We start from the raw sequence: 23,508 nt of genomic DNA, 5'->3' as shown, positions 1-23,508 counted from the left end.
TCGGGAGTGATCCCGACCGGGCGTCGTTCATTTGTTCGCCGTAAGAATCCCGGCGACTTGGGGTGGTGAATGAAGCAAATCCGTTCCCCAGACGGTCAGTTGTGGTGCTGAATGGGGAGTGTGGGGATACGCAACGGCGCACGCCCGGCACAGCAGGGAGGGGTATGCGCCCTGGCGGCTGAGAGGGGACTGCTCGTGCACGCTTTCTCACGCGACACCACATCACCGACCACGATCGCCGTACCACCGTCTCTCGCCCTTCCGTTGGTCGAGGACGCCTTTCCCCGGCAGCTCCATCCGTATTGGCCAAAGCTTCAGGAGAACACCCGGCGCTGGCTGCTGGAAAAACGGCTCATGCCCGCCGACAAGGTGCGCGAGTACGCCGACGGTCTGTGCTACACGGACCTCATGGCGGGCTACTACCTCGGCGCCCCCGACGAGGTGCTCCAGGCGATCGCGGACTACAGCGCCTGGTTCTTCGTCTGGGACGACCGGCACGACCGCGACATCGTGCACGGGCGCTCCGGCGACTGGCGTCGGCTGCGCCACCGACTGCACGCCGCGCTCGACGCCCCCGCGTCCCATCTGCACCACGGCGACTGTCTGGTCGCCGGGTTCGCGGACAGCGTGCTGCGGCTCTACTCGTTCCTGCCGTCCACCTGGAACCAGCGGTTCGCCCGGCACTTCCACGAGGTGATCGAGGCGTACGACCGGGAGTTCCGCAACCGGACCGAGGGCAGGGTGCCGGGGGTCGAGGAATATCTCGCGCTGCGGCGGCTCACGTTCGCCCACTGGATATGGACGGATCTGCTGGAGCCGAGCGCCGGATGCGAACTCCCGGATTTCGTGCGGAAGAACCCCGACTACCGCCGGGCGGCGCTGCTGAGCCAGGAATTCGCCGCCTGGTACAACGACCTCTGCTCACTGCCGAAGGAAATAGCGGGGGACGAGGTCCACAATCTCGGCATCAGTCTCGTCACGCACGAGGGACTGAAACTCGAAGAAGCCGTCGACGAACTCCGGCGGCGCGTCGAGGAATGCGTCCGGGAATTCCTCAAAGCCGAGCGCGACGCCCTGCGGTTCGCCGACACGCTCGACGACGGAACCGTGCACGGCAAGGAATGGAGCGACGCCGTGCGCATGTGCGTCGGCAATATGCGCAACTGGTTCAGCACCGTCTACTGGTTCCACCACGAGTCCGGCCGCTACATGGTCGACAGTTGGGACGACCGGTCCACGCCCCCTTACGTCAACAACGAAGCGGCAGGTGAGAAATGACCGTCGAGTCCGTCAACCCCGAGACCCGCGAGGCCGTGGAACTGCGCGAGCCGCCCCTCGCCGGAGGCGCCGTCCCGGTGCTCGGGCACGGGCTGAAACTGGCCCGTGACCCGCTCGCGTTCATGGCGCAGTTGCGCGACCACGGCGAGGTCGTGCGCCTCAAGCTCGGACCCAAGACGGTGTACGCCGTCACCGCTCCGGCGCTCACCGGCGCACTCGCGCTCAGCCCCGACTACAAGATCGACGGACCGGTCTGGGAGTCCCTGGAGGGACTGCTCGGCAAACAGGGCGTGGCCACCGCCAACGGTCCCGTGCACCGCCGCCAGCGGCGCACCATCCAGCCCGCGTTCCGCATGGCGGCGATACCCGCCTACGGACCGATCATGGAGGAGGAGGCGCACGCGCTCACCGAGCGCTGGCGACCCGGCGAGCCCGTCGACGCCACCTCCGAGTCCTTCCGCGTCGCCGTGCGCATCGCCGCCCGCTGCCTGCTGCGCGGGCAGTACATGGACGAGCGCGCGGAACGGCTCAGCACCGACCTCGCCACCGTCTTCCGGGGCATGTACCGCCGTATGGTGCTGCCCCTCGGACCGCTCCACCGGCTGCCGTTCCCGGCCAACCGGGAATTCAACCGCGCCCTGGCCGATCTGCATCTCCTGGTGGACGAGATCGTCACGGAGCGGCGCGCCTCCGGTCAAAAGCCGGACGATTTGCTGACGGCTTTGCTCGACGCCAAGGACGACAATGGCGACCCCATCAGCGAGCAGGAGATCCACGACCAGGTCGTCGCGATACTGACGCCGGGAAGCGAAACCGTGGCCTCCACGATCATGTGGCTGCTCCAGATCCTCGCGGACCATCCGGAACACGCCGAGAAGGTACGCGCGGAAGTTGAATCCGTAACCGGAGGTGCGCCGGTCGGATTCGAGCACGTACGCCGGCTCACGCACACCAACAATGTCGTCGTCGAGGCGCTCCGACTGCGCCCCGCCGTATGGATATTGACCCGGCGTGCGCTGACCGACACCACGCTCGGCGACTATCGCATTCCGGCGGGGGCGGACATCATCTACAGCCCCTACGCCATTCAGCGCGACCACCGCTCCTACGTGCGCCATCTCGACTTCGACCCCGACCGGTGGCTGCCCGAGCGGGCCACCGAGGTGCCCAAGTACGCGATGAGCCCGTTCAGCGTCGGCAACCGCAAGTGCCCGAGCGACCACTTCTCCATGGCGCAGTTGAGCCTGATCGTGGCGGCCGTCTCGGCGAAGTACCGCTTCCGGCAGGTGAGCGGGTCCGACGACGCCACCCGCGTGGGCATCACCCTGCGGCCCAACCAACTGCTGGTCGAGCCCGTCGAGTGGTGAGCGACACGTGGTGACGGAGCTGTACCGGCGTACGGTCAGGCGGCCTGCGGGCCCCGGAACGTGCGCCGGTACGCCGCCGGGGTCGTGCCCAGCGCCCTGACGAACTGGTGGCGCAGCGCGGCCGCGGTGCCGAACCCGGTGCGCCAGGCGATCGAGTCCATGGTCTCGTCGGTGCCCTCCAGCAACCGCTGCGCCAGCAGCACCCGTTGGCGCAGGATCCAGCGGTACGGCGTCGTACCGGTCTCCTGCTGGAAGCGGCGGGCGAAGGTGCGCGGCGCCATGTGGGCGCGTGCGGCGAGCTGTTCGACGGTGACCTCCTCGTCGAGGTGCTCCTCCATCCACACCAGCACGTCGCCCATGGTGTCGCAGGGTCCCTTGGGCAGCGGACGCTCGATGTACTGCGCCTGACCGCCGTCGCGGTGCGGGGGGACCACCATCCGGCGGGCGATTTTGTTGGCGACCTCCGGTCCCTGTTCCTTGCGGACGATGTGGAGGCAGGCGTCGATCCCCGACGCCGTGCCCGCCGAGGTGATCACCGGGTCCTCGTCCACGTAGAGCACGTCGGGCTCGACGGTGACCCGGGGGTGGCGCCGGGTGAGCTGGTCGGCGTGGTGCCAGTGCACCGCGCAGCGCCGACCGTCCAGGAGACCGGCGGCGGCGAGCACGAAGACGCCCGAGCAGACGCTGAGCACCCGGGTGCCGCGCGCGACGGCGCGGCGCAGGGCGTCGAGCAGCTCGGGCGGGTAGTCGCGCTCGGCGTAGGTCTCGCCCGCCGGGACGGCGATCAGATCCGCCTCCTCCAGCCGCTCCAGACCGTGCGGGGTGGAGACGGTGAAGCCGCAGGGGGTGGAGAGGGTCGGTCCCTCCGCCGAGACCACGGCGAAGTCGTAGACCGGCAGACCCTCCTCGCTGCGGTCGATGCCGAACACCTCGCACACCACGCCCAGCTCGAAGGGATGGACCCCGTCGAGCAGTACCGCCGCCACGTTCTTCAGCATGCTGCCAGTGTGCCGCGCCAGTGGCAGGAAATCGAGGGTGCGCGGCAGTCCTGCCAGTGCCGGTCAGGAGTGAACCGCAGGACAGTGGTGTCCATGAACGGAAACCAGATCGAAGGTCTCATCGGAATGGTCGCCACCCTCGGCATCCTGGTCCTCCTGGCCCTGCCCTCGGTGCTCGGCATCGTGCGCGACAGGCGCGTCGACCGGCAGCTCAGGCAGGCCCAGAAGGACCACGGACATCGGGGTTCACTCCGGAACGGGGAGCCTCAGAAGTCCTCGTCCAGGTCCACGGTGCCCTCCACCGCGACCTGGTACGCCGACGGACGGCGCTCGAAGAAGTTCGTCAGCTCCTGAACGCCCTGCAGCTCCATGAAGGAGAACGGGTTCTCCGAGCCGTACACCGGGGCGAAGCCGAGGCGCGTGAGGCGCTGGTCGGCGACGCACTCCAGGTACTGGCGCATCGACTCGGTGTTCATGCCGGGCAGGCCCTCACCGCACAGGTCGCGGCCGAACTGCAGCTCGGCCGCGACAGCCTCCCGGATCATGTCCGTGACCTGCTGCTCCAACTGCTCGTCGAACAGCTCCGGCTCCTCCTTGCGGACGGTGTCGACCACGTCGAAGGCGAAGGACATGTGCATCGTCTCGTCGCGGAACACCCAGTTGGTGCCGGTGGCGAGACCGTGCAGCAGACCCCGGCTGCGGAACCAGTAGACGTAGGCGAAGGCGCCGTAGAAGAACAGACCCTCGATGCACGCCGCGAAGCAGATCAGGTTCAGCAGGAACTTGCGGCGGTCCGCCTTGGACTCCAGGCGGTCCAGCTTGTCGACCGAGTCGATCCACTTGAAGCAGAACTCCGCCTTCTCGCGGATGGAGGGGATGTTCTCCACCGCCGCGAACGCGTCCGCGCGGTCCTGCGGGTCGGGCAGATAGGTGTCGAGCAGCGTCAGATAGAACTGGACGTGCACGGCCTCCTCGAAGAGCTGACGGCTCAGATAGAGCCGCGCCTCGGGGGAGTTGATGTGCTTGTACAGCGTCAGCACCAGGTTGTTCGCCACGATCGAGTCACCCGTGGCGAAGAACGCCACCAGGCGGCCGATCAGGTGCTGCTCCTCGGGGGAGAGCTTGGCGAGGTCGGCGACGTCCGAGTGGAGGTCGACCTCCTCGACGGTCCAGGTGTTCTTGATCGCGTCCCGGTAGCGCTCGTAGAAGTCCGGGTAGCGCATGGGGCGGAGAGTCAGCTCGAAGCCGGGGTCGAGCAGGTTCTTGTCGGACATCACTGGCAGGCCTCGCAGGACTCGGGGTTCTCAAGGGAGCAGGCGACAGCGTCGGGGTCGGTCGCCTGCTGGACGGGGATGGTCTTGGCGGGCTGCGCCTGGCCCTGGGCGGCGCGGGCGATGCGGGTCGCCGGGCGCGAGCGCAGGTAGTACGTGGTCTTCAGACCCGACTTCCACGCGTAGGAGTACATCGAGGAGAGCTTGCCGATGGTCGGCGTCTCCAGGAACAGGTTCAGCGACTGCGCCTGGTCGAGGAACGGGGTTCGCGCGGCGGCCATGTCGATCAGACCGCGCTGCGGGATCTCCCACGCGGTGCGGTACAGCGCCCGCACGTCCTCGGGGATCCAGACGAAGTCCTGCACCGAGCCGTTCGCCTCGCGCAGCGCCTCGCGGGTGCGGGCGTCCCACACGCCGAGGTCCTTCAGCTCCTGCACCAGGTAGGAGTTGACCTGGAGGAACTCGCCCGAGAGCGTCTCGCGCTTGAACAGGTTGGACACCTGCGGCTCGATGCACTCGTAGACGCCCGCGATGGAGGCGATGGTGGCGGTCGGGGCGATGGCCAGCAGCAGCGAGTTGCGCATGCCGGTCTCGGCGATCCGCTCGCGCAGCGCGGCCCAGCGCTCCGGCCAGGTCAGCTCCACGCCGTAGTGGTCGGGGTGCAGCACACCCTGGGCGGTACGGGTCTGCTCCCAGGCGGGGAGGGGACCGTTGCGCTCGGCGAGGTCGGCGGACGCCTCGTAGGAGGCGAGCATGATGCGCTCGGCGATCTTCGTGGACAGCGCCTTCGCCTCGGGGGAGTCGAAGGGGATGCGCAGCTTGAAGAAGACGTCCTGCAGACCCATCGCGCCGAGACCCACCGGACGCCACTTGGCGTTGGAGCGGCCCGCCTGCTCGGTCGGGTAGAAGTTGATGTCCACGACCCGGTCGAGGAAGGTCACCGCCGTGCGGACGGTCTCGTCCAGGCGCGCCCAGTCGATGTCGCCGTCGAGCACGAAGGCGCCCAGGTTCACCGAGCCGAGGTTGCAGACCGCGGTCTCGCCGTCGTCGGTGACCTCCAGGATCTCCGTGCAGAGGTTGGAGGAGTGGACCACGTTGCCCGGCAGCGCCGTCTGGTTGGCGGTGCGGTTGGCGGCGTCCTTGAAGGTCATCCAGCCGTTGCCGGTCTGCGCGAGGGTGCGCATCATGCGACCGTACAGCTCGCGGGCCGGCATGGTCTTCTTCGCCAGACCCGACGCCTCCGCCTTGCGGTAGGCGGCGTCGAACTCCTCGCCCCACAGGTCCACCAGCTCGGGCACGTCCGCCGGGGAGAACAGCGACCACTGCTCGTCCGCGTTGACCCGGCGCATGAACTCGTCCGGGATCCAGTGCGCGAGGTTCAGATTGTGCGTACGGCGCGCGTCCTCACCGGTGTTGTCGCGCAGCTCCAGGAACTCCTCGATGTCGGAGTGCCAGGTCTCCAGGTACACCGCCGCCGCGCCCTTGCGCCGCCCGCCCTGGTTCACCGCGGCCACCGAGGCGTCCAGCGTCTTCAGGAACGGCACGATGCCGTTGGAGTGCCCGTTGGTGCCCCGGATCAGCGAACCCCGGCTGCGGATGCGGGAGTACGACAGACCGATGCCACCGGCGTGCTTGGAGAGGCGGGCGACCTGGTGGTAGCGGTCGTAGATCGAGTCCAGCTCGTCCAGCGGGGAGTCCAGCAGGTAGCAGGACGACATCTGGGGGTGGCGCGTGCCGGAGTTGAACAGGGTGGGGGAGGACGGCAGATAGTCCAGGCGGCTCATCAGGCCGTAGAGCGCGGCCACTTCGTCCACGGCGGGGGCGCTGTCGTTCTCCGCCAGACCGCTCGCCACGCGCAGCATGAAGTGCTGCGGGGTCTCGATCACCTTGCGGGTGATCGGGTGGCGCAGCAGATAGCGGCTGTGCAGGGTGCGCAGACCGAAGTAGCCGAACCGGTCGTCGGCGCCGGTGTCGATCAGGGCGTCGAGGCGGGCGGCGTGCAGCGCGACGAAGTCGGCGGTGCGGTCGGCGACCAGACCCTCGCGGTGGCCCACGGTCACCGACTCGGTGAAGCGGGTCACGCCCTGCGAGGCGGCCTCGGCGCGGATGGAGAGGGTGAGGAGCCGGGCGGCGAGCCGCGAGTAGGCGGGGTCCTCGGAGATCAGACCGGCGGCGGCCTCGGTCGCCAGCTCACGCAGCTCGGCCTCGTCCGCCCTCGCCGACCGGCCGCGCAGCGCGGCGGCGGCGACCCGTCCGGGGTCGGCGTCGGGGAGGTCGGCGGTCAGCTCGGTCAGGGTCCGCAGCAGCGCGGCTCCGGGACCGTCGTTCTCCACCCGGTTCGCCGGGGTGGCTGAAGCCGGGTCGGACGGCGCGATGGTCACGTGGGGCTCTCCCTCGCTGGGCACGGGGGCCTGGCGGAGGGCAGGGGAGGGCACGAGCGCGCACGCGTCGCGTCCACCGGCCCACTCCACGAGGCCCGGACGTCTTCGGGGCACCCGGACCGGACGGCCGGGCGCGCTGTCGGCAGGTCCTCGGACTGAAGCGGGCGTGCGCAAAGCACGCGAGTACACCGTTGCGGGACAGTTCCGGATTCGCACCGGATTCCCCTGCGGCGACAGCGAGCATGAGCATACATCTAGTGCCGTGCTGTCGTGGCACCCCCAGATGTTGTGTCTGTCGTGTGTCGCGGTGATCTCAGAGCGTGAACTCGTAGGTAAGCAGGGCGATCTCCAGCAGGCCGGGCAAGGGGTTCCAGTCCCGCTCGGGTGTGCGAACGAAGCCGAGGCGCGCGTAGATCCGGTGGGCGGTGCGCATCGTCGGCTGGGTCGACAGCACGACCCGTACACAGCCCTCCACGGCCCGCGCGCGCTCCACACAGGCCCGTACGAGCGCCTCCCCGGCTCCCTGCCCCCGGCCCGCGTGCCCGACCGCCAGCATCCGGATCTCGGCCTCGCCCGCCCCGGCGATGTCGCTCATCGGACCGCCGGACGGGACGAACGTCACACCGCCCAGCAGCACCCCGTCCCGCACCGCCACCAGCACCTCGGCGGCGCCCGCCCGTTTCGCCACGTCCCGCAGCTCCGCCAGATACGCGTCGCCCTCCCCGAAGTCCAGGAGCCCGTCCCGGAGGTATGCCTGCGCGGTGATCTCGCCCAGCTCCGCGTACTCGTCGGGGCGGGCCGGCCGGATGAGGAAGTCCATGGCATGAGTCTGGACGACAGCGGGCCGCCGGCGCTCTCGCATTACCGGCGGCCCGCAAGGGAGTTGAGCGATGCTGGGACTAGTGCGCGCTTCCCGCCGTGGCGGGCGGCAGCTCCACCTCGACGCCCGCGTCGCCCGCGTCCGCCGTGTAGTCCCCGGGACGGGTCTCGTCCACGCCCTCGGGCGCCTTCACCGCCTTCAGGACGACCGTGCCGACCACGGTGACCAGGACGTTCAGCACGAAGGCCGTCAGACCGATGTAGCCGATCTCACCGATGCCCGGGATCTCCTTGGCCGAGCCGCCGAAGTGCGCCTGCGTCGGCGAGGCGACCCCGTACGCGGCGAGCGTGCCGTAGACCATGCCGACCGCCCAGCCCGCGAGCAGCGCCCAGCGGTGGAACCAGCGGGTGAACAGACCGCCCACCAGCGCCGGGAAGGTCTGGAGGATCCAGATGCCGCCCAGGAGCTGGAAGTTGATCGCCACCGTCTTGTCCATCGTGAGGACGAACGCCAGCGCGCCGACCTTCACCAGGAGCGACACCAGCTTGGAGACCTGCGCCTCCTGCTTGGGCGTGGCATCCGGCTTGATGAAGTCCTTGTAGATGTTCCGGGTGAACAGATTCGCGGCCGCGATCGACATGATGGCCGCCGGGACCAGCGCGCCGATGCCGATCGCCGCGAAAGCCACGCCCGCGAACCAGGACGGGAACATGTCCTCGAAGAGCTGCGGGATCGCCAACTGCCCGTTGGCCACCTTGACCCCGGCCGCGATCGCCATGAAGCCGAGCAGCGCGAGCAGACCCAGCATCAGGGAGTACAGCGGCAGGATCGTGGTGTTGCGCCGGATCACCTCACGGCTCCTGGACGACAGGGTCGCGGTGATCGAGTGCGGGTACATGAACAGCGCGAGCGCCGAACCGAGCGCCAGCGTGGCGTACGTCCACTGGCCCGCCGGAGCCGGGACCAGACCGCCCGCGCCCGCCGCGGTGAACTTCTTGTCGGCGGCGGCGAAGATGTGGTCGAACCCGCCCAGCTTGATCGGGATGTAGATGATCGCCACCGCGATGACGAGGTAGATCAGCCCGTCCTTCACGAACGCGATCAGCGCCGGGGCGCGCAGACCCGAGGAGTAGGTGTAGGCGGCGAGCACACCGAAGGCGATCAGCAGCGGCAGGTCCTTCACGAACCAGTTGGTGTTCTCACCGCCGCCCACGCCCATCACGTCCAGGACGGCCTGGATGCCGACCAGTTGGAGCGCGATGTACGGCATGGTCGCCAGGATGCCGGTGACCGCCACCGCCAGCGAGAGCCCCTTCGAGCCGAACCGCCCGCGCACGAAGTCCGAGGTGGTGACGTATCCGTGGCGGTGCGAGACCGACCACAGCCGGGGCAGGAAGGTGAAGATCAGCGGGTACACCAGGATCGTGTACGGCACCGCGAAGAACCCGGCGGCACCGGCCGCGTAGATCGCCGCGGGCACGGCGACGAAGGTGTACGCCGTGTAGAGGTCGCCGCCCAGCAGGAACCAGGTGACCCAGGTGCCGAACGACCGTCCGCCCAGACCCCATTCGTCCAGCGAGTGCTCGTTCTCGGCCTTGCGCCAGCGCGCGGCCAGGAAGCCCATGACCGTGACGGCCAGGAAGAAGAAGACGAAGACGCCGAGCGCCACGCCGTTGACGCCGTCCTTCACTGGGACGCACCCCCGTCCTGAACCTGAGCCTTGCGGGCTCGCTGGTCACGCTGCCAGAGCTGGTACGCCAGCACGGTGAGCGAGGTCGAGACCAGCACCCACAGCATCTGGTACCAGTAGAAGAACGGGATGCCGATGAACGTCGGGTCCGTCTTCGCGAACGAGCCGACCCACAGCATCGCGACGAACGGCGCGAGAAGACACAGGCCGATGACGACACGCACCGGTGTCACCACCGGGTGCCTCACTTCGGGTGATTCGGACATGCCACCGCTCCGTCCCCTCGTTGATCAGCGTTGATCACTGCGTAATGCGCTGGCAATTTAGGTGACGGCAGGCGGGAGCGGAACCCCTCGTCCGTGTATTGATATGCCGCTGTGAGGTGCGGAGACGCGTGAGAGACGGGTCAGAGCGCCGCAGGTCAGTCCACAGGTCGCTTCAGCCGTGCCACGAACTTGTAGCGGTCGCCCCGGTAGACCGAGCGCACCCACTCCACCGGGTTGCCCTCGCGGTCGAGGGAGTGGCGGGACAGCATCAGCATGGGCAGACCCACGTCGGTGCCGAGCAGACCGGCTTCGCGCGGGGTGGCCAGCGAGGTCTCGATGGTCTCCTCGGCCTCGGCGAGATGGACGTCGTAGACCTCGGCGAGCGCGGTGTAGAGCGAGGTGTACTTCACCAGCGAACGGCGCAGCGCGGGAAAGCGCTTGGCGGACAGGTGGGTGGTCTCTATGGCCATCGGCTCGGCGTTGGCCATGCGCAGCCGCTCGATGCGCAGCACGCGCCCGCCCGCGGTGATGTCCAGCAGCCCGGCGAGCCGGTCGTCCGCCGTGAGGTACCCGATGTCCAGCAACTGCGAGGTCGGCTCCAGTCCCTGGGCGCGCATGTCCTCGGTGTAGGAGGTCAGTTGGAGCGCCTGGGAGACCTTGGGCTTGGCGACGAAGGTGCCCTTGCCCTGGATGCGCTCCAGGCGTCCCTCGACGACGAGTTCCTGGAGTGCCTGGCGGACGGTGGTGCGGGAGGTGTCGAACTCGGCGGCCAGCGTGCGCTCGGGCGGGACGGGCGTACCGGGGGGAAGCGTCTCCGTCATGTCCAGCAGATGCTTCTTCAGGCGGTAGTACTTGGGCACGCGCGCGGTACGGACGGTCGCGCCGGCCTCGTGCTCCGCCCTGCTGACATCGGTGCTCATGCTCTGCCTTCCCGGCTCCGGCGCCGAAAGCGACCGACGTCCATCGGCCACGGCCCACATCGTGGCACGGCCGCGCGCGACCGGTTCCGGCCCCCACGCTCCGTGACCTCCCTGTATACCGCCGCTACTTCTGCTGGTCTAGTCCACACCCCATTTCCTGCCAGTGGTCCACCGGAACTGGTCCGTCCGATCTGTCGCTTGAGCAATGAAAGGTCCCTGCATATCTCGGTCGCATCACGGACGCCCGTGGCCCGCAGGAACACCCTTGACATGCTCATTGGCGTGGGTCAGGCTCCCGGTGCTGGTCTACACCATTGGTCCAGTTCCCGGTCCCACGGATGGTTCGGCGCGCAGCCGTGCATCGAGGGGGTGGCAGGGGGGTGGGTGGCGTCCCTTGAGGAGGGTGGCGTGAAGCGCAGACTGACAGCCGCGATCGGCATCGCGGGCATGATCGTCTCGGTCGCGGCGTGCGGGAGCGACAACGACGGCAAGGGGGCGGCGGACGCCAAGGAGCTGACCGTCTGGCTCACCGTCGACGCGCAGAACAACTGGCCCGAGCTGGTGAAGTCCGCCGACGCGGCGGTCGTCAAGAAGCACCCCGGCCTGAAGATCAAGCACGAGTACTACGGCTGGCCGGACAAGAACACCAAGCTCGACGCCGTCCTCGCCACCGACAAGGCCCCCGACGTGGTCGAGATGGGCAACACCGAGATGCTCGGCTACATGGTCAAGGGCGCCTTCGCCCCGCTGGACGCGACCAAGTTCGCCAAGTCCGCCGACTGGCTCGACGGGCTCAAGGCGTCGGTGACGTACCAGGGCAAGACCTACGGCGTGCCGTACTACGCGGGCGGCCGGGTCGCGAGCTGGCGCAAGGACGTGGCCGCCTCGGCAGGGGTCAAGGCGGTGCCGAAGACCTACGACGAGCTGACCGCCGACCTGAACAAGATCCAGAAGAAGAAGGGCGGCAAGTTCAGCGCCTGGTACCAGCCCTCCCGCGACTGGTACGCCGCGATGTCCTTCGTCTACGACGCGGGCGGCGCCATCGCCAAGGAGAGCGGCGGACAGTGGAAGGCGAGCCTGTCCTCGCCCGAGTCGCTCAAGGGTCTGACCGAGTACAAGACCGTGCTCGACACGTACATGCACGGCGACAAGACCAAGGACGAGTCCGACCGTCCCATCGTCTTCGGCCAGGGCAAGTCCGCCATGATCTTCGGTGCCGCCTGGGAGGGCGCCACCGCCGCCGACCCGAAGAACGACAAGGTCGGAGGGCTCAAGGACAAGCTCGAGAACTTCGTGATGCCCGGTCCGTCCGGCAAGAACATGCCGGTCTTCCTCGGCGGTTCCGACCTGGCCGTCCCGGTCAAGTCCAAGGCGCAGGGGCTCGCCGCCGAGTGGATCAACGCCTTCACCGGACCCTCGGGGCAGAAGGGTCTGATGGGCAAGGGCAACCTGCCCAACAACAAGTCCGACCTCGCCACCCTGAAGAACGACCCGGCGACCGCCGTCCCGGCCACCGCGGCCGAGTCGAGCTGGTTCGTGCCGATGGCACCCGGCTGGGGTCAGGTCGAGAAGGCGCAGATCCTGCAGACCATGCTGCAGAACATCGGCACCGGCAAGCAGACGCCCGCGGCCGCCGCGAAGCAGGCCGACGCCGCGATCGACAAGGTCATCAACACCAAGTGACCCGAGCGCGGAGCACACCGGCCCCGGACCGCACCGGGGCCGGTGCCCGCGCACGCACCCCCGCGCGGGGACCGGCCGCCGCCCGCCCGGGTGCCGCGCGCCCGCCCGCGTACGACCAGACCCACCGCGCGGCCGCCGCCCGCGTACGAGCACAGGGACCGCTGAGGAGCGCGCGATGAGTGCCGCAGACACGACCACCCCGGCCAAGGTGCCGCCACCGCGCCAGGCACCGCCCCCCGCCGCACCCGGCGCGGCGCCACGGTCCGGCGCCAAGGGCGGCGCGACCACGCCCTGGCTGCTGCTCGCGCCCTGTCTGCTGATCCTCGCCCTCGTCATGGGCTACCCGCTGGTCCGCCTGGTCACCCTGTCGTTCCAGAAGTTCGGGCAGTCCCAGTTGTGGGGCTTCCAGCCCGCCGAGTCGGTGGGCTTCGCCAACTTCTCCTCCGTGCTCGGGGACGGCGAGTTCTGGCAGGTCGTACTGCGCACGCTGATCTTCGCGGGCGGCTCGGTGATCCTCACCATGGTGCTCGGCATGCTGATCGCCCTGCTGCTCCAGCGCGTCTCCGGGTGGGTCCGCACCCTGGTCAACATCGCCCTGGTGGCGAGCTGGGGCATGCCCGTCATCGTCGCCACCACCGTCTTCAAGTGGCTCTTCGACTCCGACTACGGCATCCTCAACGCCCTGCTCAGCAAGCTCCCCGGCGTCGAGATGGTCGGCCACAACTGGTTCGCCAGCGGACCGCAGGGACTCGCCGTCATCATGCTCCTGGTCGTCTGGGGCGCGGTGCCCTTCGTGACCATCACGCTCAGCGCCGGACTCACCCAGGTCCCCAAGGAACTGGAGGAGGCGGCGCGGCTCGACGGCGCGGGCGCCTGGGGCGTCTTCCGCCATGTCACCCTGCCGATCCTCAAGCCGGTCCTCGTGATGCTCACGACCCTGTCGGTCATCTGGGACATGGGCGTCTTCCCGCAGGTCTTCGTGATGCGCGGCGGTCACCCCGAGCCCGAGTTCCAACTGCTGACCACCTACTCCTTCGACCGCGCCTTCGTGGTCAACGACTACGCGCAGGGCTCGGCCATCGCCGTCGTCACCATCCTGCTGATGCTCGCCGTGGTCGCCGTCTACATGCGCCAGATGCTGAAGATCGGAGAGGTCGAATGAGCGCAACGGCTTCCCCCACCCCCCGCCGCCGCACGTCCCGGTTCGGCTGGAACGTCCTCGGTCTCCTCGTCTTCGCGACCGCGGGCTTCCCCGTCTACTGGATGCTCGACACGGCCGTCAAACCGGCCAAGGACGCCATCGACCCCGACCCCAGCCTGCTGCCCACGGGGTTCACCCTCGCCAACTTCCGCCGTGCGCTGGCCATCGCGGACTTCTGGGGACCGGTCGGGCGCAGCCTCGTGGTGTCCGTGTCCGTCGTGCTGATCGGTCTCGTCGTCGGCACGCTCGCCGCGCTCGCCATCTCCCGGTTCGCCTTCCGCGGTCGCAAGGTCGTCATCGTCGGCATCCTCGCGGTGCAGATGGTCCCGCTGGTCGCCATGATCATCCCGGTGTTCCTGCTGCTCAACGACCTGGGTCAGTACGACAAGCTCCCCGGTCTGATCATCACGTACCTGACCTTCATCCTCCCGTTCACGGTGTGGACGCTGCGCGGCTTCATCGTCAACATCCCGCGCGAACTGGAGGAGGCGGCCATGGTGGACGGCTGCTCGCGCACCGGTGCCTTCCTGCGCGTCGTCTTCCCGCTGCTGGCCCCCGGCATGGTCGCCACCTCGGTCTACGGCTTCATCCAGGCGTGGAACGAGTACCTCTACGCCCTGATGCTGCTCAGCCAGGAGCACCAGACGGCCACCGTGTGGCTCGGCAACTTCACCACCAAGAACGGCACCGAATACGCCCCGATGATGGCCGGCGCCACCATGATGGCCGTGCCGATCGTCGTCCTGTTCCTCATCATCCAGCGCAAGATGGCCGCGGGTCTGACCGCGGGCGCCGTGAAGGGATAACGCCACCGATGACGACACTCGCCCGCGGCAGCGACACCCTCACCCGTGACGCGCTGACCGTCCTCCAGCCCGGCTTCACCGGCACCACCGCCCCCGACTGGCTGCTGCGCCGCCTCGGCGAGGGGCTTGCCTCGGTCGGTCTGTTCGGACGCAACATCACCTCGCCCGAACAACTCGCCTCCCTCACCGCGCAGTTGCGCACCGAACGCCCCGACGTCCTGGTCGCCATCGACGAGGAGGGCGGCGACGTCACCCGCCTGGAGGCGCGCTCCGGCTCCTCCTTCCCCGGCAACCACGCCCTCGGCGCGGTGGACGACGTGGAACTGACCCGCGCGGTCGCCCGCGAGCTGGGTCGCCGCCTGGCCGACTGCGGGGTCCACCTCAACTGGGCGCCCTCCGCCGACGTCAACTCCAACCCCGCCAACCCCGTCATCGGCGTCCGCTCCTTCGGCGCCGACACCGACCTGGTCGCCCGGCACACCGCCGCCTATGTGACCGGACTCCAGTCGGCCGGGGTCGCCGCCTGCACCAAGCACTTCCCCGGGCACGGCGACACCGCCGTCGACTCCCACCACGCGCTGCCCCGCATCGACGTGGACGCGGGCACGCTGGACCGCCGCGACCTCGCCCCCTTCCGGGCAGCCGTCGAGGCGGGCACGCGCGCGGTGATGAGCGCCCACATCCTCGTCCCCGCCCTGGACCCGGACCGCCCGGCGACCCTGTCCCGCCCGATCCTCACCGGTCTGCTGCGCGGCGAACTCGGCTACCAGGGCCTGATCGTCACCGACGGCATGGAGATGCGCGCCATCTCCGCGACCTACGGCATCGAGCGCGGCAGCGTCCTCGCCATCGCCGCCGGTGCCGACGCGATCTGCGTGGGCGGCGGACTCGCGGACGACGAGACGGTACGACGGCTGCGGGACGCGCTGGTCGGGGCGGTGCGCTCCGGCGAACTGGCCGAGGAGCGGCTCGCGGACGCCGCCCGCCGGGTGCGCGAACTGGCCGACTGGGCCACCGCGTCGGCGGGGACCGCCACCGCGCCCGACACCGAGGTGGGGCTGCGCGCGGCGCGCCGGGCGCTCCGGGTGACCGGCGGCGAGAGCTTCACCCCGCTCTCCGGGGCGCCGTACGTCGCCGCGTTCACGCCCGTCGCCAACATCGCGGTCGGGGACGAGACGCCCTGGGGCGTGGCCGCCGACCTGGCCCGGCTGCTGCCGGGCACCCGCACCGGCGGCTTCACCGGGGAGAAGGCGGGCGAGGAGGCGCTGGCGGAGGCGGGGGAGAGCCGGATCGTCGCCGTGGTCCGCGACGAGCACCGCCACCCCTGGATGTCGGCCGCCCTGGACACCCTGCTCGCGGCGCGCCCCGACACGGTCGTGGTGGAGATGGGCGTGCCCCAGGCACCCGCCCGCGGCGCCCTGCACCTCGCGACCCACGGCGCGGCCCGGGTCTGCGGACAGGCGGCGGCGGAGGTCGTCGCGGGGGCGGTCTGAGCGGAGCCGGTGCCGGTGCCGGTGCCGATGTCGGTGTTGGTGCCGGTGTTGGCGCCTGCGCCTGTTGCCGTGCCGGTGCCGGGGACCCGCTTCGACCCCCGGCACCGGCGGATCAGGTCAGATGCCCTGCCACGCGGGCTTGTGCGCGTAGGTGTGCCGGAAGTAGTCGGCCAGCTTGAGCTTGGACGCGGCCGCCTCGTCGGCGACCACCGTGGCGTGCGGGTGCAACTGGAGCGCGGAGGCGGGGCACACCGCCGCCACCGGTCCCTCGACGGTCGCTGCCACCGCGTCCGCCTTGCCCTCGCCGGTCGCGAGCAGCACCAGGTGCCGCGCCTCCAGGATGGTGCCGATGCCCTGGGTGATGACGTGGTGCGGCACCTGCTCGATGTCGCCGTCGAAGAAGCGCGCGTTGTCGACGCGGGTCTGCTCGGTCAGCGTCTTGATCCGGGTGCGCGAGGCGAGCGAGGAGCACGGCTCGTTGAACCCGATGTGCCCGTCCGTGCCGATCCCGAGCAACTGGAGGTCCACCCCGCCCGCCTCGGCGAGCGAGCGGTCGTACGCCTCGCACGCGGCCCGGAGGTCCTCGGCCGTGCCGTCGGGACCCAGGAACGCGTCCATCGGGATGCCGAGCGGCTCCAGTACCTCGCGGCGCAGCACCGAGCGGTAGGACTCGGGGTGGTCGGCGGGCAGTCCCACGTACTCGTCGAGCTGGGCGATCCGGGCGCGCGCGGTGTCGACGGCGCCGGAGTCCGCCTTGGCGGTCAGCGCCTGGTAGACGGGCAGCGGGGTGGAGCCGGTGGCCACGCCGAGCAGGGCGTCGGGCTTGCGTCGCAGCAACTGGGCCATGGCCTCGGCTATCAGCTCGCCGCCCGCCGCGGCGTCCGGAACGATGACAACTTCCACGCTGGGCCTGCCGTTCTGAAGAGGGCTGGAGATGGGGGAGCGCGCGCCGCGCGTCGCCATGTGGTTTAGACCAATCTAGCAGAGGGGGTCCTTCCCGGACCGGCTTCGTGAACCGCTCCCGGACCGGCTCCCGGACCGACCCCGGACCGGCTCAGTGGGGAGGCGTGGCGGCACTGGGTGCCCTCCTCGCGCGCCCCCGTGCACCCGCGTGGCGTAAATCGCTCCGGTCGACCGCTCCCCTGAGGGGCACCCCCGGGCTAGGCTGCGTGGCATCGGGTGCCACCTGGCCCCGTCGTCCGTCGTCCATGCCGTCGTTTCGCGCCGTCGCGGTGCGATCCGCGCTGCTCCATGCATGGACATGCCAGCGTGGTCTAGTCCACAATGCAGGCTACGAACACCGCTGGGCGCATAGCTGAAAAAGCCTCCGTCTTCCCCGCACAGGAAGGCGGATTCGAGGAACCGGTGCTCTCTGCCCTGACTGCCCCGGCTCCTCGGCCTTCGGCCGACCGGGACCGCACACCCCACGGCCGATGATGCTCCGGGCTGCGGTGCCGGGAAGGTTGAGGGTCCTTCCCAGGCGCCGCGGCCCGCGGGTGTTTTCCGGCCGCTCCGAGTGCCCCGGTACGCTCGCACTCGTGCCCTCCATGAACGAACTGGTCCGCCAGCACACCGCCCTCGACGACTCCGACCTCGAGTGGCTCCACCTGCTGGTGTCGGAGTGGCAACTGCTCTCCGACCTCTCCTTCGCCGACCTGGTCCTGTGGGTGCCCACCGAGGACGGCACCCGGTACGTCTCGGTGGCGCAGATGCGCCCCAACACCGGTCCCACCTCCTACCAGGACGACATGGTCGGGCACCTCGTGCCGCGCGGTCGCCGCCCCATGCTGGACGCGGCACTGGACGAGGGGCGCATCGTGCGCGAGGGCGACCCGGAGTGGCGCGAGGAGGTCCCGGTACGGGTCGAGTCCATCCCGGTGCGCCGCAACGGCCGCGTCCTCGGTGTGATCGCCCGCAACACCAACCTGCTGACCGTGCGCACCCCGAGCCGTCTGGAGCTGACCTACCTCCAGAGCGCCTCCGACCTCGCGCAGATGATCGCGGCGGGCACCTTCCCCTTCCCCGACCAGCACGTCGACATGGACGCCTCGCCGCGCGCCGGTGACGGACTGATCCGGGTCGACGCGGACGGCATCGTCCAGTACGCCTCCCCGAACGCGCTCTCCGCCTACCACCGCCTCGGGCTCGCCGCCGACCTGGTCGGCCAGCACCTCGGCACCACCACCGCCGAACTCGCCCCCACCCGGGGCCCGGTGGACGAGGCGCTCGCCAAGGTGGCCAGCGGCTGGGCGCCCCGCGAGTTCGAGATCGAGGCGAACGACGGGGTCATCCAGTTCCGGACGATCCCCCTCAAGCCCAAGGGCACCCGCATCGGTTCCCTCGTGCTCTGCCGCGACGTGACCGAACTGCGGCGCCGCGAACGGGAATTGATCACCAAGGACGCCACCATCCGGGAGATCCACCACCGGGTGAAGAACAACCTCCAGACCGTGGCGGCCCTGTTGCGCCTCCAGGCCCGGCGCATCGAGTCCGAGCGCGGCCGGGAAGCCCTCGAAGAGGCGGTGCGCCGGGTCGGCTCGATCGCCATCGTGCACGAGACGCTCTCCCAGAACCTGGACGAGCGCGTGGAGTTCGACGACATCGCCGACCGCGTCCTCGCGATGGTCGCGGAGATCTCGCCGGGCAAGGTGACCGGGCGCCGCAGCGGACGCTTCGGTGTGCTCGACGCCGAGGTGGCCACCCCGCTGTCGATGGTCCTCACCGAAGTCCTGCAGAACGCCCTGGAACACGGCTTCCGCGAGGGCGACACCGGAACCGTCGAGGTCTCGGCGGTGCGCGGCGGCACCACCAAGGAGGGCCGCCTCCTCGTCACCGTCCAGGACGACGGCGTCGGTCTGCCCGCGGACTTCGACCCGCACACCGCGGGCAACCTCGGCCTGCAGATCGTACGGACGCTGGTGGAGGGCGAGTTGTGCGGCACCTTCGACATGGTGCCGGGTCCTGAGCGCGGGACGCGGGTCATCCTGGACATCCCGGTACGACCGCAGCGGTAAGGGAGTTGGTGCCGGGACGCTCCGGCACCGCTCGCCCTGGCTCACAGCGGTTCGACCCGGCTCGACTTGGCGCGGGACAGCGAAAAGCCCCGGACCACTGGGTGGTCCGAGGCTGGTGCTCGTTGCTGCGGCCCCTCGTGGGGGCACCCCCCGCCCGGCCGGAGCCGGGACCTGGAGGAGCATCGGGGAACTGCGCGCTGCGGCTCGGGGGCGGGAGAAGCGCACGTGGTGTGCGCGCCGCCAAGCTCAGGCTGTCAGCAGGGGTGGGAGTGTCAGGCGGAAGCCTGACGAGCCCGGTTGCGGGCGGCGCGGCGCTTCATGGCGCGGCGCTCGTCCTCGCTGAGACCACCCCAGACGCCGGAGTCCTGGCCGGACTCGAGCGCCCACTGCAGACACTGCTCCATGACGGGGCAGCGACGGCAGACGGCCTTGGCTTCCTCGATCTGCAGCAGCGCAGGACCGGTGTTGCCGATGGGGAAGAAGAGCTCGGGGTCTTCCTCGCGGCAAACGGCGTTGTGACGCCAGTCCATGGCTGCTACCTCTCCTTGGTACGTGCAGGTATTACGTGCAAGTTGCTTGTGAATGTGAACGCTTTCACGAGTCCCCCAACAAGTGAAGGGCCGACTGCCGAGTTGTCCCGGTGTGGTCCTGTGATTGAAGGGAGATCGGTGATCAGTGGACGCCGATGTCGCGGGCTGTCCCGACCGCCACGTAGAGACTCGCAAACCTCGGCGGCGGATACAACCCCTTCCCGAAGATTTTTTTTGATTCCTCGGTGTCGACTAGGTCACAGCCGTACTTCCATGGGGTGGACCCTGGCCTAAACGTTCGAGTGAAAGGACTTTCGCCCGTTCCACTCACACAATCACACGCAGTGCACGGCGAACGCCTGTGAACGTCACGCTAGTCCGCAGCCCTAGGTGGTCGCCGTCCATCTGGAGGGGCAGCGGGACCTTCGAATGCAAGGTGAAGCGGTCCAGATCGTGCAGCGAAAACGCATGCCTTCCGTGGGGTCCCCGCTCGGGGGACGAAGTGAGCAACTGGGTCGCATACCGGGCAACGGCGGCCGTGGACAAGCGACTTAGACCGAGTACGTCGAGACCTTTATCGAACGACGCCTTAGGCGACGTGTACATCGGGCGATTGCCGAGATAGGTCCAGGGGGACGTGTTCGAGACTATGGCGACAACCAGGTCCGTCACCGGGTCCGCGCCCGGGTGCTCCAATTCGATCGTGCCGTGCCGGCGGTTGGGCTCACCGAGGAACTGGCGTACCACCTGGCGCACATAGAGGGCGTGCGTCGACTTTCTGCCGCGCTCCCGCTCCCGCTCGACCCGGCCGACCACGCCCGCGTCGAAGCCGAGTCCCGCGTTGAAGGTGAACCAGCGGTCCGGCACCGCCTCGTCCGCCGTGCCCGGCGTACCGGAGGTCAGACCGAGCCCGACCACCCGCTCCCGGCCCTCGCGCAGCGCGTCCAGGAGGGCGCCGGTCGCCTCGACGGGATCGTTGGGCAGCCCGAGCGCGCGGGCGAAGACATTGGTGGAGCCGCCGGGCACCACGGCGAGACCGGGCAGCCGGTCCAGGTCGGGACCGGCGTGCAGCAGACCGTTGACCACCTCGTTCACCGTGCCGTCGCCGCCGAGGGCCACGACCATGTCGACGTCGTCACTCTCCGCAGCCGACCGGGCCAGGTCGCGGGCGTGGCCGCGGTACTCGGTGGTGACCGCCTCCAGCTTCATCTCGCTCGCCAGCGCGTGGATCAGCACATCGCGTCTGCGTGCGCTGGTGGTGGTTGCCGCCGGATTGACCACGAGAAGTGCACGCATGACTGGCAGCGTACCTACTGGGGGGTATCCGGCCCAGGGCGAGTTGAGGATCGGGTAAGAGGAGAGGGCGTGAGCCTCGCCACGCACCGCCCGGCGCCCGTCCGGCACAGGGCTACCCTTCTCGGGTGAGCAGTGAGCAGACTCCCGCCCAGGACACCGCCGCCGACCCGGCGACCCCCGTGTCCCGCCCGCGTCGGCTGACCTGGGCGGCCGCGCTGGCCGCCGTGCAGGGCGCCGGGCTGGTGATCGCCGCCGGGTGGATCCTGGTGCTCGGTCTCACCGGCGCCCCGGACGACCGTCAGCAGGCGGTCACCGGCGGGATCACGCTCGTGGTGCTCGCGCTGCTGCCGCTGCTGGCAGCGCGCGGACTGTTCCTCATGCGCCGCTGGAGCCGGGGTCCCGCCGTCATCACCCAGGTCCTGGCCCTGCCGGTCGCCTACAACCTGCTCAAGGCCGACAGCGTGGCCATCCCGGCCGGTATCGCCCTCGCGGCGGTGGCCGTGGCCTCCCTGGTCCTGCTGGTCAACCCGGCCACGGCCCAGGCCCTCGGCATCAAGGGACCGGGCCGGGCGGACTAGGCGCTCCGGGACGGGCGGACTGGGCGCTCCGGGACGGGCGGACTAGGCGCCAGGGGAGACGCCCCCCAGTGCCTACTCCTCCACCAGCAGCTTCTCCCGCAACTGCGCCAGCGTGCGGGCCAGCAGCCGCGAGACGTGCATCTGCGAGATGCCGACCTCCTGCGCGATCTGCGACTGGGTCATGTTCCCGAAGAAGCGGAGCAGCAGGATGCGCTTCTCCCGGGGCGGCAGATCCTCCAGGAGCGGCTTGAGCGACTCCCGGTACTCCACGCCCTCCAGCGCCTCGTCCTCGGCGCCGAGGGTGTCGGCGACCGCCGGGGACTCGTCGTCGGTGTCGGGGACGTCCAGGGACAGCGTGGAGTAGGCGTTGGCCGACTCCAGACCCTCCAGGACCTCCTCCTCGGAGATGGCCAGCTTCTCGGCCAGCTCGTGCACCGTGGGGGAGCGGCCGTGCAACTGCGACAGCTCCGCCGTCGCGGTGGTCAGCGCCAGCCGCAGCTCCTGGAGGCGGCGCGGCACCCGCACCGCCCAGCCCTTGTCCCGGAAGTGCCGCTTGATCTCGCCGACGACCGTCGGGGTGGCGTACGTCGAGAACTCGACGCCGCGCTCCGGGTCGAACCGGTCCACGGACTTGATCAGACCGATGGTGGCGACCTGGGTGAGGTCGTCCAGCGGCTCGCCGCGGTTGCGGAAGCGGCGCGCCAGGTGCTCGACGAGCGGCAGATGCATCCGGACCAGCCGGTTGCGCAGCTCCGCGTACTCCGGGGTGCCGTCCTGCAGGCCGCGCAGCTCGATGAACAGCGCGCGGGCGCCGCTGCGGTCGTGCGGGTCGTGCGGTGCCGCGCGTACGGCCTCCGTCGTGCCCGGCGCCGCGTCCTCGGCGTATCGCTCGTGCTCGCTCATCGTCCCGCCCGTCGCCCTTCCCCGAGCCCCCGCCCCGGCGCGGGCGGCACCACCGCCGCGCTGCCCCAGGGGCGTGCTCCGCACGGTCCCCTCGCCGCCGACCCGCGCGGAGTCGTCCTCCGGATGGGGTCTGGCCTGCTCGGGAATGCCGTCGACGCCGTCGGCCATGTGCCGGGGTACGTCCGCCGGGCTCTGCCTCGGGTTCTCGGCCTCGCCCGAGCGGGGAGCACCCGTCTCCCCGGTCGGCAGCCGCCTTGTGCCGCGCTCTTCGTCCCGCACCGGACCGTCCCCGTTCCTCACGCCGGGCCGGGGCCCGCGCCGCGTTGTTTGTACAGGCTGATCGACACGGTCCGGTCCTCGTCCACGGCGGACGAGACCTTGCCCGCCAGGGCCGAGAGAACGGTCCAGGCGAACGTGTCCCGCGACGGGGCATGGCCGTCGGTCGTCGGTGCGGACACCGTGACCTCCAGCGAATCGTCGACGAGCCGGAAGACACAGCTCAGCACGGACCCCGGCACGGCCTGCTGGAGGAGGATCGCGCAGGCCTCGTCGACCGCGATGCGCAGGTCCTCGATCTCGTCCAGGGTGAAGTCCAAACGGGCCGCCAGACCGGCCGTGGCCGTCCGCAGCACCGACAGGTAGGCACCCGCGGCCGGCAGACGGACTTCCACGAAGTCCTGGTTCGCCGTGGGCTCGCCTGCGATCTGGGACACCCTCACCTCCATGGTGGTACAAGCTTTACGGGGCCGAGGGTCGCCCCCCGGCGTAACGCGTTCGGTGGTTCCGCGGTGACGCTATCGCGCCCGGAACGTTCCTGTCCCCATGACCCCGACCCCCTGGCGTCACTCACAGTAAAACTCTGAATACGCTCCGTGTCTAGGGGGTTTGCGGGTCCAAATGGGAAGAGCGCGCGCCGGGTTGACGTACCCAGGCGTCAGGCGGTCGAACCGTCCGCGGTGGGGGTGCCTGTCACCCGCTCGTCCACATCACGAAACGCATGGTCACACGGGCAT

General features: G+C 69.8%; 21 protein-coding genes and 1 riboswitch. Of the genes, 9 read left to right on the top strand and 12 right to left on the bottom strand.

Annotated elements, in window-relative coordinates:
- Window positions 1–195 precede the first annotated feature (195 nt).
- Window positions 196–1,278 carry an epi-isozizaene synthase gene (gene cyc1 / locus IF655_RS13535; RefSeq protein ID WP_199584973.1) on the top strand — a complete coding sequence of 361 codons (1,083 nt, stop codon included), beginning with the start codon at window positions 196–198 and terminating at the stop codon, window positions 1,276–1,278.
- Window positions 1,275–2,645: a cytochrome P450 gene (locus tag IF655_RS13530; protein ID WP_199584972.1), complete on the top strand. Its 1,371-nt coding sequence runs from the start codon at window positions 1,275–1,277 to the stop codon at window positions 2,643–2,645. Before cyc1 ends, IF655_RS13530 begins: the two co-directional genes overlap by 4 nt.
- A gap of 35 nt (window positions 2,646–2,680) precedes the next feature.
- Here IF655_RS13530 and IF655_RS13525 read toward each other — a convergent pair whose 3' ends face one another.
- Entirely contained in the window at window positions 2,681–3,643 is a 963-nt protein-coding gene (locus IF655_RS13525) for a GlxA family transcriptional regulator (protein WP_199584971.1), read from the bottom strand.
- A 93-nt stretch (window positions 3,644–3,736) separates the two neighbouring features.
- Here IF655_RS13525 and IF655_RS13520 point away from each other — a divergent pair, with 93 nt between their 5' ends.
- A complete protein-coding gene (locus IF655_RS13520; protein ID WP_199584970.1) occupies window positions 3,737–3,997 on the top strand; it encodes a hypothetical protein in 261 nt (86 codons plus the stop codon).
- Here IF655_RS13520 and IF655_RS13515 read toward each other — a convergent pair.
- The 6 genes from IF655_RS13515 to IF655_RS13490 all read right to left on the bottom strand — a co-directional run bounded on the left by IF655_RS13515 (window position 3,910) and on the right by IF655_RS13490 (window position 10,991).
- Entirely contained in the window at window positions 3,910–4,917 is a 1,008-nt protein-coding gene (locus tag IF655_RS13515) for a ribonucleotide-diphosphate reductase subunit beta (protein WP_199584969.1), read from the bottom strand. The genes IF655_RS13520 and IF655_RS13515 overlap by 88 nt on opposite strands.
- Window positions 4,917–7,295, bottom strand: a complete 2,379-nt coding sequence (locus IF655_RS13510; protein WP_199584968.1) for a ribonucleoside-diphosphate reductase subunit alpha — start codon at window positions 7,293–7,295, stop codon at window positions 4,917–4,919. Before IF655_RS13510 ends, IF655_RS13515 begins: the two co-directional genes overlap by 1 nt.
- 123 nt (window positions 7,296–7,418) lie before the next feature.
- Window positions 7,419–7,580, bottom strand: a riboswitch (cobalamin riboswitch).
- Between the two features lie 28 nt (window positions 7,581–7,608).
- Window positions 7,609–8,115, bottom strand: a complete 507-nt coding sequence (locus IF655_RS13505) for a GNAT family N-acetyltransferase (RefSeq protein WP_199584967.1) — start codon at window positions 8,113–8,115, stop codon at window positions 7,609–7,611.
- Between the two features lie 79 nt (window positions 8,116–8,194).
- Window positions 8,195–9,805 carry a monocarboxylate uptake permease MctP gene (gene mctP / locus IF655_RS13500; protein ID WP_199584966.1) on the bottom strand — a complete coding sequence of 537 codons (1,611 nt, stop codon included), beginning with the start codon at window positions 9,803–9,805 and terminating at the stop codon, window positions 8,195–8,197.
- On the bottom strand, window positions 9,802–10,071 hold the full coding sequence (locus tag IF655_RS13495) for a DUF3311 domain-containing protein (RefSeq protein ID WP_199584965.1): 270 nt from the start codon (window positions 10,069–10,071) through the stop codon (window positions 9,802–9,804). Before IF655_RS13495 ends, mctP begins: the two co-directional genes overlap by 4 nt.
- A gap of 155 nt (window positions 10,072–10,226) precedes the next feature.
- On the bottom strand, window positions 10,227–10,991 hold the full coding sequence (locus IF655_RS13490) for a GntR family transcriptional regulator (protein ID WP_199584964.1): 765 nt from the start codon (window positions 10,989–10,991) through the stop codon (window positions 10,227–10,229).
- A gap of 408 nt (window positions 10,992–11,399) precedes the next feature.
- Between IF655_RS13490 and IF655_RS13485 the strand changes: the two genes are divergently transcribed.
- The 4 genes from IF655_RS13485 (at window position 11,400) to IF655_RS13470 (ending at window position 16,174) form a co-directional block, all read left to right on the top strand.
- Window positions 11,400–12,674, top strand: coding sequence for an extracellular solute-binding protein (locus IF655_RS13485; RefSeq protein WP_199584963.1), 1,275 nt, complete (start codon window positions 11,400–11,402; stop codon window positions 12,672–12,674).
- Between the two features lie 175 nt (window positions 12,675–12,849).
- Complete coding sequence (locus IF655_RS13480; RefSeq protein ID WP_199584962.1) at window positions 12,850–13,836, top strand: carbohydrate ABC transporter permease; 987 nt, start codon at window positions 12,850–12,852, stop codon at window positions 13,834–13,836.
- Window positions 13,833–14,681, top strand: a complete 849-nt coding sequence (locus IF655_RS13475) for a carbohydrate ABC transporter permease (RefSeq protein ID WP_199584961.1) — start codon at window positions 13,833–13,835, stop codon at window positions 14,679–14,681. The genes IF655_RS13480 and IF655_RS13475 overlap by 4 nt, the downstream gene beginning before the upstream one ends.
- A gap of 8 nt (window positions 14,682–14,689) precedes the next feature.
- Window positions 14,690–16,174: a glycoside hydrolase family 3 protein gene (locus IF655_RS13470; protein ID WP_199584960.1), complete on the top strand. Its 1,485-nt coding sequence runs from the start codon at window positions 14,690–14,692 to the stop codon at window positions 16,172–16,174.
- A 117-nt stretch (window positions 16,175–16,291) separates the two neighbouring features.
- Here the strand turns inward: IF655_RS13470 and nagB are convergent, their stop codons facing one another.
- Window positions 16,292–17,077, bottom strand: a complete 786-nt coding sequence (nagB, locus tag IF655_RS13465; protein WP_199585201.1) for a glucosamine-6-phosphate deaminase — start codon at window positions 17,075–17,077, stop codon at window positions 16,292–16,294.
- Window positions 17,078–17,712: 635 nt separating this feature from the next.
- Between nagB and IF655_RS13460 the strand changes: the two genes are divergently transcribed.
- Window positions 17,713–19,188, top strand: a complete 1,476-nt coding sequence (locus IF655_RS13460; protein WP_199584959.1) for a sensor histidine kinase — start codon at window positions 17,713–17,715, stop codon at window positions 19,186–19,188.
- A gap of 272 nt (window positions 19,189–19,460) precedes the next feature.
- On the opposite strand, the gene IF655_RS13455 is transcribed toward IF655_RS13460, so the two are convergent.
- Together IF655_RS13455 and IF655_RS13450 are read right to left on the bottom strand one after the other, a co-directional pair.
- Window positions 19,461–19,718, bottom strand: coding sequence for a WhiB family transcriptional regulator (locus IF655_RS13455; protein ID WP_016639615.1), 258 nt, complete (start codon window positions 19,716–19,718; stop codon window positions 19,461–19,463).
- Between the two features lie 327 nt (window positions 19,719–20,045).
- Window positions 20,046–21,014: a diacylglycerol kinase family protein gene (locus IF655_RS13450; RefSeq protein ID WP_199584958.1), complete on the bottom strand. Its 969-nt coding sequence runs from the start codon at window positions 21,012–21,014 to the stop codon at window positions 20,046–20,048.
- 125 nt (window positions 21,015–21,139) lie between these two features.
- On the opposite strand from IF655_RS13450, the gene IF655_RS13445 reads away from it, so the two are divergent.
- Window positions 21,140–21,592: a hypothetical protein gene (locus IF655_RS13445; RefSeq protein WP_199584957.1), complete on the top strand. Its 453-nt coding sequence runs from the start codon at window positions 21,140–21,142 to the stop codon at window positions 21,590–21,592.
- A gap of 72 nt (window positions 21,593–21,664) precedes the next feature.
- Here the strand turns inward: IF655_RS13445 and IF655_RS13440 are convergent, their stop codons facing one another.
- The gene (locus IF655_RS13440; protein ID WP_199584956.1) at window positions 21,665–22,795 is read right to left on the bottom strand and encodes an RNA polymerase sigma factor SigF; all 1,131 of its coding nucleotides are present in this window, start codon (window positions 22,793–22,795) and stop codon (window positions 21,665–21,667) included.
- Complete coding sequence (locus tag IF655_RS13435) at window positions 22,792–23,208, bottom strand: anti-sigma regulatory factor (RefSeq protein WP_018544439.1); 417 nt, start codon at window positions 23,206–23,208, stop codon at window positions 22,792–22,794. The genes IF655_RS13440 and IF655_RS13435 overlap by 4 nt, the downstream gene beginning before the upstream one ends.
- Window positions 23,209–23,508 lie beyond the last annotated feature (300 nt).

The sequence above is a fragment of the Streptomyces sp. DSM 110735 genome, from assembly GCF_016482685.1.
Lineage (GTDB): Bacteria > Actinomycetota > Actinomycetes > Streptomycetales > Streptomycetaceae > Streptomyces.
Note: the sequence above shows the minus strand (reverse complement) of the source record. Positions and strands in the feature narration are given on the sequence as shown.